The organism is Stutzerimonas chloritidismutans (genome assembly GCF_020783375.1).
Lineage (GTDB): Bacteria > Pseudomonadota > Gammaproteobacteria > Pseudomonadales > Pseudomonadaceae > Stutzerimonas > Stutzerimonas kunmingensis.
Map to the genome: position 1 here is coordinate 1675721 of NZ_CP086067.1, position 14826 is coordinate 1690546.

18 protein-coding genes and 2 tRNA genes are annotated in these 14826 nt (G+C 62.4%); 9 read left to right on the forward strand and 11 right to left on the reverse strand.

Annotated features, from left to right (window positions below; translation table 11 throughout):
* Positions 1-72: 72 nt before the first annotated feature.
* Positions 73-543, reverse strand: coding sequence for a hypothetical protein (locus tag LLJ08_RS07885; protein WP_228208616.1), 471 nt, complete (start codon positions 541-543; stop codon positions 73-75).
* Positions 544-546: 3 nt separating this feature from the next.
* Entirely contained in the window at positions 547-1758 is a 1212-nt protein-coding gene (locus tag LLJ08_RS07890) for a pyridoxal phosphate-dependent aminotransferase (RefSeq protein ID WP_014820822.1), read from the reverse strand.
* A 190-nt stretch (positions 1759-1948) separates the two neighbouring features.
* Here LLJ08_RS07890 and msrB point away from each other — a divergent pair, with 190 nt between their 5' ends.
* The 3 genes from msrB (at position 1949) to LLJ08_RS07905 (ending at position 3851) form a co-directional block, all read left to right on the forward strand.
* Positions 1949-2347 (forward strand): peptide-methionine (R)-S-oxide reductase MsrB, encoded by a 399-nt coding sequence (gene msrB / locus LLJ08_RS07895; protein ID WP_003299543.1) that lies wholly within the window; start codon positions 1949-1951, stop codon positions 2345-2347.
* Between the two features lie 26 nt (positions 2348-2373).
* Positions 2374-2856, forward strand: a complete 483-nt coding sequence (locus LLJ08_RS07900) for a glutathione peroxidase (protein WP_041014429.1) — start codon at positions 2374-2376, stop codon at positions 2854-2856.
* Positions 2857-2960: 104 nt separating this feature from the next.
* A complete protein-coding gene (locus LLJ08_RS07905; RefSeq protein WP_228208617.1) occupies positions 2961-3851 on the forward strand; it encodes an ATP-binding protein in 891 nt (296 codons plus the stop codon).
* A 66-nt stretch (positions 3852-3917) separates the two neighbouring features.
* Here the strand turns inward: LLJ08_RS07905 and LLJ08_RS07910 are convergent, their stop codons facing one another.
* A complete protein-coding gene (locus LLJ08_RS07910) occupies positions 3918-4595 on the reverse strand; it encodes a glutathione S-transferase family protein (RefSeq protein WP_228208618.1) in 678 nt (225 codons plus the stop codon).
* 36 nt (positions 4596-4631) lie between these two features.
* Positions 4632-5387, reverse strand: coding sequence for a hypothetical protein (locus tag LLJ08_RS07915; RefSeq protein ID WP_042926954.1), 756 nt, complete (start codon positions 5385-5387; stop codon positions 4632-4634).
* Positions 5388-5616: 229 nt separating this feature from the next.
* Here LLJ08_RS07915 and LLJ08_RS07920 point away from each other — a divergent pair.
* Both LLJ08_RS07920 and LLJ08_RS07925 read left to right on the forward strand, forming a co-directional pair.
* A tRNA-Glu gene (locus LLJ08_RS07920) sits at positions 5617-5692 on the forward strand.
* Between the two features lie 17 nt (positions 5693-5709).
* Positions 5710-5785: transfer RNA gene (locus LLJ08_RS07925), tRNA-Gly, on the forward strand.
* A gap of 223 nt (positions 5786-6008) precedes the next feature.
* On the opposite strand, the gene LLJ08_RS07930 is transcribed toward LLJ08_RS07925, so the two are convergent.
* On the reverse strand, positions 6009-6299 hold the full coding sequence (locus LLJ08_RS07930) for a metal-sensing transcriptional repressor (RefSeq protein ID WP_014820817.1): 291 nt from the start codon (positions 6297-6299) through the stop codon (positions 6009-6011).
* Between the two features lie 181 nt (positions 6300-6480).
* On the opposite strand from LLJ08_RS07930, the gene LLJ08_RS07935 reads away from it, so the two are divergent.
* From LLJ08_RS07935 to LLJ08_RS07950, 4 genes are read left to right on the forward strand one after another with little or no spacing between them, the layout of a single operon-like run.
* Positions 6481-6798, forward strand: a complete 318-nt coding sequence (locus LLJ08_RS07935) for an ArsR/SmtB family transcription factor (RefSeq protein WP_003299535.1) — start codon at positions 6481-6483, stop codon at positions 6796-6798.
* On the forward strand, positions 6795-7229 hold the full coding sequence (locus LLJ08_RS07940) for a YeeE/YedE family protein (protein ID WP_042926953.1): 435 nt from the start codon (positions 6795-6797) through the stop codon (positions 7227-7229). Before LLJ08_RS07935 ends, LLJ08_RS07940 begins: the two co-directional genes overlap by 4 nt.
* Before the next feature lie 2 nt (positions 7230-7231).
* Positions 7232-7651, forward strand: a complete 420-nt coding sequence (locus LLJ08_RS07945; protein ID WP_014820815.1) for a YeeE/YedE family protein — start codon at positions 7232-7234, stop codon at positions 7649-7651.
* Positions 7652-7664: 13 nt separating this feature from the next.
* A complete protein-coding gene (locus LLJ08_RS07950; protein ID WP_003299529.1) occupies positions 7665-7865 on the forward strand; it encodes a YgaP family membrane protein in 201 nt (66 codons plus the stop codon).
* Between the two features lie 73 nt (positions 7866-7938).
* Here the strand turns inward: LLJ08_RS07950 and LLJ08_RS07955 are convergent, their stop codons facing one another.
* The 6 genes from LLJ08_RS07955 to LLJ08_RS07980 all read right to left on the reverse strand — a co-directional run bounded on the left by LLJ08_RS07955 (position 7939) and on the right by LLJ08_RS07980 (position 14825).
* Positions 7939-8319 (reverse strand): rhodanese-like domain-containing protein, encoded by a 381-nt coding sequence (locus tag LLJ08_RS07955; RefSeq protein WP_228208619.1) that lies wholly within the window; start codon positions 8317-8319, stop codon positions 7939-7941.
* Positions 8316-10094, reverse strand: coding sequence for a SulP family inorganic anion transporter (locus LLJ08_RS07960; protein WP_228208620.1), 1779 nt, complete (start codon positions 10092-10094; stop codon positions 8316-8318). The genes LLJ08_RS07955 and LLJ08_RS07960 overlap by 4 nt, the downstream gene beginning before the upstream one ends.
* Positions 10091-11839 (reverse strand): bifunctional protein tyrosine phosphatase family protein/NAD(P)/FAD-dependent oxidoreductase, encoded by a 1749-nt coding sequence (locus LLJ08_RS07965; protein WP_101274896.1) that lies wholly within the window; start codon positions 11837-11839, stop codon positions 10091-10093. Before LLJ08_RS07965 ends, LLJ08_RS07960 begins: the two co-directional genes overlap by 4 nt.
* Positions 11840-11862: 23 nt before the next feature.
* Positions 11863-12726, reverse strand: a complete 864-nt coding sequence (locus LLJ08_RS07970) for an MBL fold metallo-hydrolase (protein WP_228208621.1) — start codon at positions 12724-12726, stop codon at positions 11863-11865.
* A 154-nt stretch (positions 12727-12880) separates the two neighbouring features.
* Positions 12881-13612: an ABC transporter ATP-binding protein gene (locus LLJ08_RS07975; protein ID WP_228208622.1), complete on the reverse strand. Its 732-nt coding sequence runs from the start codon at positions 13610-13612 to the stop codon at positions 12881-12883.
* A complete protein-coding gene (locus tag LLJ08_RS07980) occupies positions 13605-14825 on the reverse strand; it encodes an ABC transporter permease (protein WP_213573784.1) in 1221 nt (406 codons plus the stop codon). Before LLJ08_RS07980 ends, LLJ08_RS07975 begins: the two co-directional genes overlap by 8 nt.
* Position 14826: the final 1 nt, after the last annotated feature.

Consider the following 14826-nt stretch of genomic DNA (forward strand, 5'->3'; position numbering starts at 1 on the left):
GGGTAGGAATTGAAGAACGATAGGCTATATAAGGTGCGCCCTTGAGCTATTCAACCGGGCGACTATTTCAAGCTATGTCGCTTGCCCATGGAGGCTGGGATGCAGTGGTGCGCCGGACTGGCTTTCGAACATCAATCGGGCCAGCTGAGCGATGCGCTCGCTGTTCGCGCACTTCAATGCCTCGCGAAGCTGATGGGCGAGGCTGGCCTGAATGCGCAGCACGCTGGGAGGGAGGCTGAGGTCGTCGGCGATCTGTCCAGGCACCGCTCGTGACAGGCGCACGAAGGCTTTTTCGGTAAGCACCGCCTGGTCCAGCGCCTGGAAATGAATTGTGCTGTCGTAACGCAGATAGCCCTCCTCGGCGAGCCAGAGCAGGGCACCCAGGCAGCTCTGGTGGCGTTTGGAGGGAAGGCCGAACTCATCCGGCTCTTCCCGGCCGATCAGATCTTCTACATACAGCGAGACCTTGCGTGGGAAGGCCTGATAGAGCATCAGCAGGCCACCCGCTGCGTCCTTGTAGAAATCGTCGATCTGCAAATCCATCGCTTACTGGTGGTAGGTCTTGAGGAAGTTGCCGATGCGGCCAATGGCCTGCTCCAGATCGTCGACGCGGGGCAAGGTGACCACGCGAAAATGATCCGGCCATGGCCAGTTGAATGCAGTGCCTTGAACGATCAGCAGCTTCTCGGAAAGCAGCAGGTCAAGCACGAACTTCTCGTCGTTGTGGATCGGGCAGATCTTCGGGTCAATGCGCGGGAACGCATACAGCGCGCCCATGGGTTTGACGCAGCTGATGCCCGGGATGTCGTTGAGCAACTCCCAGGTACGGTTACGCTGCTCGAGCAGGCGGCCCGGCGGTAATACCAGGTCATTGATGCTCTGGTAGCCGCCCAGTGCAGTCTGAATCGCATGCTGCGACGGTACGTTGGCGCACAGGCGCATGTTGGCGAGGATATCCAGGCCTTCGATGTAGCTCTGCGCCCTGTGCTTCGGCCCGGAAATCGCCACCCAGCCCGAACGGAAGCCGGCAACCCGGTAGGATTTGGACAGCCCGTTGAAGGTCAGGCAGAGCACGTCCGGCGCCAGCGAGGCGGTGGAGATGTGTACGGCGTCGTCGTAGAGGATCTTGTCGTAGATTTCGTCGGAGAACAGAACGAGCTTGTGCTGGCGCGCCAGCTCGACCATGCCTTCGAGCACTTCCTTGGGGTAGACCGCGCCGGTGGGGTTGTTCGGGTTGATCAGCACCAATGCCTTGGTGTTAGACGTGATCTTGGCCTTGATATCGGCCAGGTCCGGCCACCAGTTGGCCTGCTCGTCGCAAAGGTAGTGCACCGGCTTGCCGCCGGCCAGGCTCACCGCAGCGGTCCACAGCGGGTAATCCGGGGCAGGGATCAGCACTTCATCGCCATTGTTCAGCAATGCCTGCATGGACATGACGATCAGCTCGGACACACCGTTGCCGAGGTAGATGTCTTCGATGCCGACGCCTTCAACCTGCTTCTGCTGGTAGTACTGCATGATCGCCTTGCGGGCGCTGAACAGGCCTTTGGAGTCGCTGTAGCCCTGGGCAGTGGGCAGGTTGCGGATCACGTCTTGGAGGATTTCCTCCGGTGCTTCGAAACCGAACGGCGCCGGGTTGCCGATGTTCAGCTTGAGGATGCGATGGCCTTCCTCTTCCAGGCGTTTGGCGTGCTTGAGCACGGGCCCGCGGATGTCGTAACAGACATTGGCAAGCTTGTTCGATTTGCTGACCTGCATGATCCTGAGTGTCCCGAAGTGAAAACGCGCCAGTTCCGGAAATGGCTGGCCGCGCTTGGCATGAACCCGGGCGCCTTGGCAGTCGGAAACCCCGCTGCCAGACTAGGCGTCGAAGAGGGACGCATGATACGTGCGCCCCGACCACCGGAAAAGGTACAGATCGGCCTTTTTTGAGCTGAGGAGTGTATCGATGGACAAGCTGGAAAAACCGCTCGACGTCTGGCGCGAGGAACTCTCCGATGAGCAGTTCCAGATCTGCCGGCTGGGCGCCACCGAGCGTCCCTTCACGGGTAAGTACAACGACACGAAGACACCTGGCATCTACCATTGCGCCTGCTGCGACACGCCACTGTTCGATGCGGATGCTAAGTTCGATTCCGGCTGCGGCTGGCCCAGCTATTTCCAGCCGGTCAGTGATACCGCTATCGCCAGCCTGGATGATTTCAGTCACGGTATGCACCGGATCGAGGTCAGGTGCGCACGCTGCGATGCACACCTCGGTCATGTTTTCCCCGATGGCCCGCAGCCGACCGGGTTGCGCTACTGCATCAATTCCGCCTCTCTCAACCTGAAACCGCGCGAAGCCTGAGCATCGTCGGTTGCAAGGAGCCTCGCATGCACGACCCTTTGCTGGACATTCCCTGCGTCACCATCGAGGGCGAGCAGAAGAGGCTCGCGGATTTCGATGCAAAGGTGCTGTTGGTGGTCAATACGGCCAGTCAGTGTGGTTTTACCCCGCAATACAAGGGGTTGGAAGCGTTGTGGCAGCGTTACGGCGAGCGCGGATTGATCGTGCTCGGATTTCCCTGTAACCAGTTCGGCAAGCAGGAGCCAGACGGCGAGCAGGAAATCGCAGCATTCTGCGAACGCCGCTTCGGCGTTTCCTTTCCCCTTTTTGCCAAAGTCGAGGTGAACGGTGGGGATGCTCATCCGCTCTTCATTGAATTGAAAAAGCGCGCACCTGGGCTGCTGGGTAGCAAGGCGATCAAGTGGAATTTCACCAAGTTTCTCATCTCTGACCAGGGTAGAGCGGTGAGACGTTTTTCCTCTCGCACCACGCCGGAGGCAATGGCCGCGGAAATCGAAACATTGCTTTGACTGCTGCTTGAGTGAGGTTGCGTTTCGCCTGCCTGATTGCCTGATTGCCTGATTGTCTGTTGTCGGGTCCGGTCCAGCCGGGCCTTTTCGTCTCTGGAGTCATCATGGATGTCGAGTTGAAAGCCTTCCTGCAGCGTGCCGAGGGACTGCTGGTGCGTATCGAGCCGCTGCTACCTGCCCAGCCACCGGTCATCGATTGGGATCGTACCTTTGCGGCGCGCTGGCAGCGTGATGCTCGCAGCGGCTTTCTGGCACCGCTGGAAGTCAGTCTGGATCTGAGTCTGGCTGATTTGATCGGCATTGATCGCCAGCGCGATCTGCTGTCCGCCAACACGCGGCAGTTCGTCGATGGATTGCCGGCCAACCACGTGCTGTTGTGGGGCGCCCGTGGCACCGGCAAGTCGTCGCTGATTCGCGCGTTGCTGGCCGAATACGCCGCGGACGGGCTGCGTCTGATCGAAATCGAGCGTGACCACCTGGCGGACCTGCCACGCGTTGTCGAACTGTTGGCCGGGTTACGACAGGCGTTCGTCCTGTTCTGTGACGATCTCTCGTTCGAGGCGGGAGAGGGCGACTATCGCGTGCTCAAGAGTGTGCTGGATGGCTCGCTGGAGCGCGCGCCGGAGAACGTGCTGTTGTACGCCACGTCCAATCGCCGGCACCTGGTCCCGGAACGTCAGAGTGACAACGAGAACTGGCAGATGGTCGACGGCGAACTGCACCCGAACGAAGCGGTGGAAGACAAGATCGCGTTGTCCGATCGCTTCGGTTTGTGGCTGTCGTTCTACCCCTTCACCCAGCAGCACTACCTCAGTGTGGTACGCCACTGGATCGATTCGTTGGCGCGGCGGGCCAGCCTCGATTGGGCGTGGAGCGAAGCCCTGGAGAAGGATGCGATTCGTTGGGCGACCGGGCGCGGCAACCGCAACGGTCGCTGCGCCTACCAGTACGCTCGGCAGTGGGTGGGTAAGCGTCTGCTCGAAGCGCGAGGCTGACGTATCTGCTGAGATAACGCGTCAAGGCGGCCTGCTGCGTGACCTCACCGTGGGCGTGATCGGAACTCAGGCGGTAGCAGCCTTGCCCATTTCCTTGAGCTTGGCGTTCATGCGCTGCTCGTCCGGCAGGATGCCCGCGACCGATGGCAATGCGAGCATGCGTGCATGATGTGCTGCGAGGTCGGGCCAGCGCTGCGCGTCGAGCTGTTCGCCACCGTGCGCCAGGTTGATCAGTTGGCAGGCGACGGCGATGTCCGCCATCGACAGTTGGTTGCCGACGAGGAACTCCCGCCGGGCGAGTTGCTGCTCAAGGTAATCGAAATGCGGCGGTAGCTTCTGCTTCAGCGCGGCCTGCACCGCCTCTTCATTGCAGGCTTGACCGGCGGTCGGCTTGAGAATTCGGTTGCGGAAAACGGTAAAGGTGGTCAGTGGCGCCAGCTCGTAGTCCGCGTACTTTTCCAGCCAGCGGACCCGCCCGCGTTCCTGCGCGTTACCAGCGTAAAGGGCCGGCGTATCGGGATAGGCCTCCTCGAGGTACTGGCAGATCACGCTGGAGTCGGCGAGTGTGCAGTCGCCGTCCTTGAGTGCCGGGATGCGTCCCAGTGGATTGAGGGCCAGATACCATTGCGGAGGCGTGAAGGGCATGACCGTCTCTAGCTGATACTCGAGGCCCTTCTGCCTGAGGCACAGGCGCACCTTGCGCACGAACGGGGAGAGGGGAACGCCATACACGGTCAAGGTCATGGGATTTCTCCGTAGCAGATCAGGGCTGATGAGCGATCAATAGACGTTGTTTTTCTTCCAGAGATCTTCGTCATCGAACGCCTTCATGCCTTCGGCGAGCTCGTTGGGCTCGTCTGTCTTGGGCACCTCGTTCTTCAACACCAGAGCGTCGGCATGTGCGAGGAGGGCTTCCAGCTGTTTGAGCTGGCTCTGATAAGGCGCCGGTGCAGGTTGGCGGCGAATATGCTGAATGCCTCGTTCGAACGCCAGGCGTGCGCGTTGCGGCTGGTTCTGTTGCAGCGCAAGTTTTCCCAAGCCGGTGAAGAATTCGATGTGCAGGATAGCCAGCATGCGTTGGATGTCTTGCACCCAGCGTTTGGCTTCGGCCTTATCGATCAGGCCGTCCTTGGTGGCGCGAACGATCTGGGCGTGGAGATCCTCGAGCATGAAGCGACTTTCCTTGGCCTGTGCTTCCGTCACGATCTGCCGCGGAGCATTGCGCATCTCGATCGCTTCGCCCTTGGCCAGCTCGGCCTGCAGCGCCTGCATTCGCGCGCTCAGTTTGTCATTGCCCTTGTCCACCGGCCGCAAGCGTTCGCTCAGCGCAAGTTCGAGGCGGGTCAGCAATAGCTTGAGCGCGGGTGTCATCATCTGTCCCGGGAGTCCTTCGGACAGGTCCGCGCAGCGGCGGCAGCGGTCAGTGAGGTCAGCCCGTTTGCGGGCCTTTTCCAGATTGCCTTTTTCGACAATCTGAATGGTGTAGACGATGCCGACCAGCAGGAACACACCGACCAGGATCAACGCAGTGATCATTAATGGAGACACTTGACTGCACCTCTCGAGCCGCTGGTTTTTCGCTTGAGTGTAGTGGCTTGATGATGTGGCCGATAGCTCTGCGTGCTGCCCGGATATGGCCTTCAAATTTTTTTTAAAACTATGCTTGACGACTCCCGAGGGCCTCCATAGAATGCGCGCCACTTGCAGCGTGAAGCACCAAACAGAGCGCGGCAAGCCGGAATGAAGCTTGTGGTTTCCGGGCAACGTCCCCTTCGTCTAGTGGCCTAGGACACCGCCCTTTCACGGCGGTAACAGGGGTTCGAGTCCCCTAGGGGACGCCATATTTGTTGTAGACAACGCGGGAATAGCTCAGTTGGTAGAGCACGACCTTGCCAAGGTCGGGGTCGCGAGTTCGAGTCTCGTTTCCCGCTCCAAATTCTCTTCGGTGACCTTTTCAAGGTGATCGAAGAAAGAAAAAAGCGACCTCAGGGTCGCTTTTTTCGTTTCAGTCGATCCCTTTCAGATCTCAGCTCTTGCTGATCTTTATGCCCAGCGCCTGCGTGGCTTGCCATGCGCTGGCGCCGTCCGCTACCTCAGGCCAGCCTACTGCATCGCGCGGCGGGCTGCCGGAGGAGGCTCAAGGTGGTGGGCGTCCCCTCAGGTGTATTTGGTGAAGATGCTGCGCACCCGCTCCAGGGTCTCGCCTGTATCTTGCGTCTGGTCGTGCAGCGCCTCTTCGATCAGGCAGGTCAGCATCAGTCGGTAGGCTTTGTCCAGCGCGCTACGAGCAGCGGAAAACTGCTGAGCGATGGCTTCGCAATCTTCGCCTCGCTTGATCATTGCCTGGATGCCGCGCACCTGCCCCTCGACTCTCGCTAAACGTTTCAGCATGGCCTGCTGCTGGGCCTGCATCTCTGCGGATTCCACGGGGAGGGTCTGGTCATTCATGCGGCTACCTCGACATGACTGGATGGAGAGCCTGAAGATTCCGATTAGGGTCGCGGCTCATATACGGGTAGGGGCATGCTAGCGACGCCGCCGCTGGCGGCCAACTTCTTTCGGTCAGGGCTTGCCAAGCAATATATAAAAAAATATATTGTCATTATCTTAAATGTTTGATCGCTGACCTATGACTGCCGATCTGGATATCGAGCAACTGCGCGCCAATGCGGCGTCCGCGGGGGCTTTGCTGAAGGCTTTGGCCAACCCTGACCGCCTTTTGCTGCTTTGCCAGCTGTCGCTGGGCGAGCGCAATGTTTCCGAGCTGGAACAGCTGCTGGGCATTCAGCAGCCGACGCTGTCGCAGCAGCTCGCCGTATTGCGCCGGGAGGGGCTTGTTGCAACGCGCCGCGAAGGTAAGCAGGTCTACTACCGGATCAGCAGCGCTGAAGCATTGGCGGTGATCACGACGCTTTATCAGCTGTTCTGCGAAGGGGGCAAGCAATGACCATCGACTGGATCAACTTCACACCTTGGGCGGCGTTGGCTGGTGGTGTCCTCATCGGTGCCGCGGCCAGCTTGTTCGTCCTGCTCAATGGCCGAATCGCCGGGATCAGCGGGCTGCTTGCCAGCCTGCTGGAAACGGGGGGCGAGGGGCGAAGCGAAAAACTGTTGTTTCTGCTCGGCATCCTGCTCGCGCCGCTCCTGTGGATGCTGTTTGCCACCCTGCCAGCGATGGAGTTTCAGTCCGGCTGGATCGGTTTGCTGGTGGCCGGGATGTTGGTCGGCGTCGGTACTCGCTACGGCTCCGGTTGCACCAGTGGGCATGGGGTCTGCGGGATCTCGCGACTGTCACCGCGCTCCATCGTGGCGACCGTGGCATTCATGGTCGCCGGCTTCGCCACGGTCTATGTACTACGTCATCTGCTGGGAGGCTGAGCATGCGCAAGTTGACTTCATTTGCTGCTGGTCTGCTATTCGGGCTGGGGCTGTTGCTTTCCGGAATGGCCAACCCGGCCAAGGTCATCGGTTTCCTTGATCTGGCGGGCGCCTGGGATCCCTCGTTGGCGCTGGTGATGGTCGGTGCCATCGCTACGGCGCTGGTGCCTTTCACCTGGGCGAGGAAACACGAGCGCTCTTTGCTCGATGCGCCGATGCAGCTGCCAACCAAGCGCGAGCTGGATGGCAGGCTGATCGGTGGCAGTCTGCTGTTCGGTGTGGGCTGGGGAATCGCTGGCATCTGTCCGGGCCCGGCCATCGCCATGCTGCTCGGTGGGCACTGGCAGGTCGTGCTTTTCGTTCTCGCCATGCTTGGCGGAATGCTGTTGTTCTCCGCGCTGGAACGCCGGCGCGCTTGCTGACCGGGAGGTCTTTATGAAAGTCAACGTTGGAACCATTGATCGGGCACTGCGCATCGTTGTCGGCTTGGTGCTTATCGGTCTGAGCCTGGGCGGCGTGATCGGTGCATGGGGCTGGATCGGTCTGTTGCCGCTGGCGACTGGCATCTTCCGTTTCTGCCCAGCGTATACGCTGCTCGGTATCAAGACTTGCAAGGCGTGCGATTCCAAGTCCTGAGAGTCTGCGAAGCTCCACAGCAAAAAGGCCGACATCGATGTCGGCCTTTTTTTGTCTGCGCGCTGCGATCCGGCTATTCGAAACTGGGCAGGCTCGGCTTCACAACGGGCTTGTTCGCGCCGATCCAGGCGTCGAACCCGCCGGCGATCGACTGGACATGCAGGTAGCCCATGTCCTGCAGCGCTGCTGCGGACAGTGCGGCGCGACCGCTGGTCTTGCAATAGAGCACGATGTTCATGTCGCGCGCGGCGAGTTCCGGTGTGCCGCTGAGCTTGAACTCCAGCAGCCCCCGCGGAATGTTGAGGGCGCCGGCGATATGGCCCTCACGAAACTCATCCGCCTCGCGCACGTCGATCAGCACGTCCGCTGCCTGGATCGCGGCGTCGGCATCCGCGACTGCGACTTCCTGTACGTGGGCCCGGGCCAGTTCGACGAGGTCATGTGCGTTCTTCATCCTGCGTTCTCCTTGATGTTGCCAAAACATTCACGCTGCCGTTCACGGGCATGGTGGGTGGTGTCCGGGTCCAGTGCGAGCAGCGCTTCGTACTGGCTGATGAAAACCTGACCGCCCAAATGAGCGAGGAAATCAGTGTTCCGTAATCGGTCCATGACCGGCCCCTTGACCTCGGAAAGATGGAGCTGGATGCCTGCGGTGTGCAAGCGGGCCGTGATGGCCTCAAGACTCTCCAGGGCGCTGGCGTCGATCAGGTTCACGCCTGGACACATCAGCACCAGGTGCTCGGCCTGCGGATAGCGCCCGATCAGCTCGGCGACGCGGTCTTCGAGGAAGCGCGCATTGGGGAAATACAGGCTCTCGTCGACGCGCACTGAGAGCACCCTCGGGCTCTGTATTACGGCGAAGCGCTCGATGTTGCGAAAATGCTCGCTACCCGGCAGCTGGCCGACCACGGCAATATGCGGCTGGCTGGTGCGCCAGAGGAACAGCAGCAGCGATAGGCCGACACCGAGCAGGATGCCGCTTTCCACGCCGATCAGCAGCACACCGAGCATGGTGGCAGCCATGGCCGCGGCGTCCTGTCGGGAGTAGCGCCAGGTGCGACGCAGGGCGGAGAGGTCCACCAGGCTGAGCACAGCGACAATGATCGTCGCGGCCAGTACCGCGTGTGGCAGATTGCGGAACAGTGGCGTGAACAGCAGCACGGTGAGGCCGATGCCCACTGCGGTCAGCGCACCAGCCAGCGGCGTCTGTGCGCCAGCATCGAAGTTGACCACCGAGCGGGCGAAGCCGCCGGTTACCGGAAAGCCACCACTGAGGGCCGCGGCGACATTGGCGCCGCCAAGCGCGACCAGTTCCTGGTTAGGCTCGATGCGTTCGCGGCGCTTGGCCGCCAGGGTCTGCGCCACGGAAACCGACTCGACGAAGCCGACCAGGCTGATCAGCACCGCTGCAGGCAACAGTTGCAGTGCTAGCGTCATATCCAGCGTCGGCAGCCTCATGCTGGGTAGGCCGCCAGGCACCGCACCGACTACCCGCACGCCGGCATCGGCGAGCTGAAAGACGCTGACCGCCGCTATCGCCAGCAGCAAGGCGGCGACCGGCCCGATCTTGCTCAGTGTGCCGGCGATATGCGGACTCATACCCAAACGCTGCAGCCAAGTGGAGAGGCGGCTGCGCACCAGGTAGAGAAATAGCAGGCTCGTCGTGCCGACGATGAACGTCGGCAGATGCATTTGCGACAGTGTTCCGAGCAGGCCCCAAATCAGCTCCACGGCGTTTTCACCTCCGGTTGAGATGCCGAGGATGTGCTTGAGCTGGCCGAGAGCGATGAGGATGCCCGAAGCGCTGATGAAGCCGGAAATCACCGGATGGCTGAGGAAATTCGCCAGAAAGCCCAGGCGCAGCATGGCCATGAGCAGCAGCACCGCGCCGGAGAGCAGCGCCAGCAGCATGGCCGCGCTCGCATATTCCGCGCTACCCGGGGCGAACAACGGTCCCAAGACGGCCGCAGTCATCAGCGATACCACTGCCACCGGGCCGACTGCCAGGGTGCGACTGGTGCCGAACAGGGTATAGGCGATCAGCGGCAGCATGCTGGCGTACAGGCCGGTCACTGGCGGCAGGCCGGCGAGCATGGCGTAGGCGAGGCTCTGTGGGATCAGCATCAGCGTTACGATCAGCGCGGCCAGGCTGTCCTTGGCCGCGGCCGCGCGATCATAGTGCCTGACCCACTCCAATATGGGCATGTAGCGAGCCAAGCGCTGCTTCATCCCTTCTTCTCCTGGGTGAAGTCGCAAGCGTCGGGTGCCTCGGCCGGGCGCGGTTCGAAGTCCAGATGCTTCGGCTCGGCCAGCCATTCATGGCCCTTGAGCATCATCTCGAAGTAGATCGACGGCATCCATTGGGTCTTCAGCTTCCAGGCCAGGCGGCGCGGCACTTTCGGGTCGAGCGGGAACGTCGGCAGCAGCTTTCCGCCATAGCCGAACTCGGCGAGGATCACCTTGCCGTGCTCGACGGTCAGCGGGCAGGAGCCGTAACCATCGTAGATCGCCCGCGGGCCGCTGCCCTTGAGCACACTCAGCACGTTTTCGGCGACCACCGGTGCCTGTTTGCGCACCGCTGCTGCGGTCTTGGCGTTGGGCGCGGAACACACATCGCCGAGGCTGAAGACGTTGCCGAAGCGCGGATGCCGAAGCGTCTCGTGCTCGGCCTCGAACCAGCCGTCGGCGTTGGCCAGGGCGCTGTGGCGAATGAAGTCCGGTGCGTGCTGCGGTGGCACCATGTGCAGCAGATCGAACTCACGCTCCACCGTGGTACTTTGCCCGGCGCTGTCGGTCACCTTGAACCAGGCCTTGCGCGCCGGTCCGTCGACAGCCACCAGATTGTGGTTGAAGTTCAGCCGCGCGCCGTAGCGCTCGACGTACTGCATCAGCGCGGGCACGAAGTCTGCGACGCCGAACAGCACCGCGCCAGCCGAACAGAAGTCGACCTCGATATCCTTCAGCACGCCTTGCTGGCGCCAGTGATCGCAGGACAGGTACATCGCCTTCTGCGGTGCGCCGGCGCACTTGATCGGCATGGGTGGCTGGGTGAATAGCGCCTTGCCGCCGCGCAGGTTCTGCACCAGTTGCCAGGTGTAGGGCGCCAGTTCGAAGGCGTAATTCGAGGTCACGCCGAACTTGCCGAGGCTGTCGCGGGCGCCTTCGATGGCGTCCCAGTCGAGGCTCAGGCCCGGGCAGACCACCAGCGCCCGATAGCCGATGCGGCTGCCGTCTTCGAGCACCACTTGCTGGTGCTCCGGCTCGAAGGCTTCGGCAGCCGCGCGGATCCATTGCGCCTTGGACGGAATGCAGCGACTCATTGCGCGCTCGGTGGCGGCGCGGTCGAACACGCCGGCGCCTACCAGCGTCCAGCCGGGCTGATAGTAGTGCTGTTCACGGGGTTCGATGATTGCGACGCGCAGTTCGGGGTCGCGCTTGAGCAAACTGGCTGTCACGGCGCAGCCGGCCGCGCCGCCGCCAATCACCAGGACGTCGTAGCGCGGCGTGACGGCGAATTTCGAAGCGCCCGGCAGCGGCAGATCGGTTGTCGACTGCCAGTAACCCTGCATGCGTGGCAGCAGGCCGCTGAGGTCGTAACTGGCTTGCTGGGCTGTCTGCAGCAACACCTGCGGGTCGAGGTGATGGGCCTCGGCCAGTGCCCAGAGCGAGGCCGAGCGTGTCCCGGTGCGACAGAACGCCAGTGCTGGCCCCTTGATCCGCGCCAGTAGCGCTCGGAAGGCCGCGACGTCGGCATCAGTGATCTGCCCGGATACGACCGGTAGATGGTGATACTCAAGGCCGGACGCCTCGGCGGCGGTGCGCATGGCCTCGCTGGACGGCTGGCCTTCGCCCTCGTTGTCTGGGCGGTTGTTGATGACGCAGCGAAATCCGCTGCCGGCGAGCAGCGCCATGTCCGCCGGTTGCAACTGGGCAGCGACGGAGATGAAAGGGGTCAGTCGTTTTATTGTTTGCATGTCGACGTCCTCCACGCTTGGGGCTACAGCACGTCCAGGGGGATCTTCAGGTAGCGCGTGCCGTTGCTTTCCGGCTCGGGCAGCTCGCCGCCGCGCATGTTGATCTGCACAGAGGGCAGGATCAGCGTCGGCATGCCCAGCGTGGCATCCCGTGCCGTGCGCATGGCGACGAACTGGTCCTCGCTGATGCCGGCGTGCACGTGCACGTTGTGTTCGCGTTCGGCGGCGATGGTCGTTTCATAGAGGAACTCTTCACGGCCGGGCGCCTTGTAGTCGTGGCACATGAATACCCGTGTGTCGCCCGGCAGGGCGAACAGCTTCTGGATCGACTGGTACAGCGTGCGCGCGTCGCCGCCTGGGAAATCGCAACGGGCAGTGCCGTAATCGGGCATGAACAGCGTGTCGCCGACGAACGCCGCATCACCGATGACATAGGTCATGCAGGCCGGGGTGTGTCCCGGGGTATGGATGGCGCGCGCCTGGATGTTGCCGACCTGGAAGGTATCGCCATCGTGGAACAGGTGGTCGAACTGGCGGCCATCGGTCGCAAAGCCAGTACCGGCGTTGAACAGCTTGCCGAAGGTGTCCTGCACCACGGTGATGCGATCACCGATCGCCAGCTGACCACCTAGTTGCTGCCTGAGGTACGGCGCGGCGCTCAGATGGTCGGCGTGCACGTGGGTTTCCAGCAGCCACTGCACCTTGAGGTCCTGCTCGCGTACATAGTCGACCAGACGCTGGGCGGTAGCATGGGAGGTACGGCCGGATGCCGGATCGTAGTCCAGCACCGAATCGATCACCGCGCATTGGCGTGTCTGCGGATCGCTGACCACGTAGCTGTAGGTGAAAGTCGCGGGATCGAAGAAGGGTTCGATATGGGCATTCATGGACGCGCTCCTCTCCAAGATTAATACCGGTAGGGGTATGTATGTGGAGTGATGTTAGCCCTGATTTAGGTTATATGCTTAGACTTAATAGTTATTAGCTGGTGACGGGACATTCGCCGCGACCCGCTATGGAAGGGGCGCAGCGGCTGTCGGGTCAGCGACTGGGCGGATTGGCAGCGTCACTGACGATATGGCCATCGACCAGCTGTATGGTCCGCCCGCAATCGGCCGCAAGCCGTGGATCATGGGTCACCACCAGTATTGCGCAGCCGAACTGGGCATTGATGCGATGAAATAGCTCGAACACGCTTTGCGCGGTGCGGGTATCGAGATTGCCGGTCGGCTCGTCGGCCAGCAACAGAGGCGGGCGGGTCACCAGCGCCCGGGCGATGGCAACTCGTTGCTGCTGGCCGCCGGAGATCTGCGTCGGCTTCTTGCCGGCGAACTGCGCCAGTCCGACTTCGTCGAGCAGGCCGCGAGCCAGGTCGATATCCGCGTGTGACGGCTTGCCGTGGCGAATCATCAGCGGCATCAGCACGTTCTCCAGCACGCTGAACGCCGAGATCAGGTGGTGAAACTGGAACACGAAACCGATTGCCTGGTTGCGCAGGTGCGTGCGCGCTTCGTCGTTGCTGTCGCGTGTCGCCTGGCCGAGCACGTACAGCTCGCCGGAGCTGGGCGTATCGAGCAGGCCGATCAGGTTCAGCAGCGTGCTCTTACCTGAGCCGGACGGGCCGATCAGCGCGGCCAGCTCACCACGGCTCAGACGCAGGTCGATACCGTGCAACACCTCGGTTTCCAGTGGTGTGCCTATGTTGAAGGCCTTGCGTACCTGTTCCAGGCGCAGGACCTCATTGGCCGGGCTGGCTGGCAGGGTTTCAGACATATCGAATCGCCACCGCAGGGTCGTAGCGCGCCGCACGCCGCGCCGGCATCGCCGCCGCCAGCACGCCGGTGATTGTCGCTACCAGCATGGCCAGCGGCACCAGCGTCGGATCGACCGGAATGGTGAACAGTCGCGGGCCAAACAGATTGAAAACCTGCACCAGGCCCCAGCCGACGCCTCCGCCGCAGGCCGAACCGAGCAGCCCGAGCAGCCCGCCCTGCAGCAGGAACACGCGCAGGATCTGCCCGCGCGGGCTGCCCATGGCGCGCAGGATGCCGATCTCGCGGGTGCGCTGGACGACGCTCACGGCGAGCACGCTGGCGATGCCAAAGGCCACGGAGATACCGACGAATACACGGATCATTTCCGTGGTCATGCTCTGCGAGGCGAGCGCGTTGAGCAGTTGCCCATTGGTTTCCATCCAGCTTTCGGCGCGCAGCCCGGTGAGGCGCGCGAGGCGCTCGGCGACCTGATCGGCCTCGAAGATCTCGGCGACCGTGGTATCGATCACCGTGACGCCGCCGGGCAGGTCGAGCAGTGTCTGCGCCTGTTTCAGGTCCAGGTACACGTAGCGCGCATCCAGCTCGCGCACGCCCAGCTCGAAGATGCCGGCGATATCGACGACCGCCTCGCGGCCTTCGCCGGCGTCCAAACGCAGCTTGTCGCCGATGCCCAGGCCGAGGTCGCGTGCCAGTTCCTTGCCGATAACCGCGTGGCCGGCGCCCACGGTGAACTGCCCGGCGATCAGGTCGTCTGCCAGCGGGATGATGCGCTGATAGCGCGGCGGGTCGATGCCGAGCAGCGCCACCGAGGCGCGGGCCACGCCGCGTCGGGCGATGGCCGGGCCGCTGATCACCGGCGACACCGCGAGGATCTGTGTGTCCTGGTCGAGCACGTCGCGTACGTCCTGCCAGTTGATGATCGAGCGCAGGCGCTGCGCCCGCGGGCTCTCCAGCACCAGCGACCAGCTATGGTCATCGGCGGGCAGAATGCGGTTGACCTCGTCCGGCGGCAGGATGCGGATATGCGCCTGGGTGCCCAGGGTGCGCTCGACCACATTGGCCTGCAGGCCGGTGATCAGCGCGGTGATGAACACGATCACCGCCGAGCCGACGGCGATACCGAACATGATCAGCAACGTCTGCATGCGGTTGTCCAACAAGAAGCGCAGGGCGATCTTCCATTCGGTCCACAGCGAGTCGGCCAGGTGCATG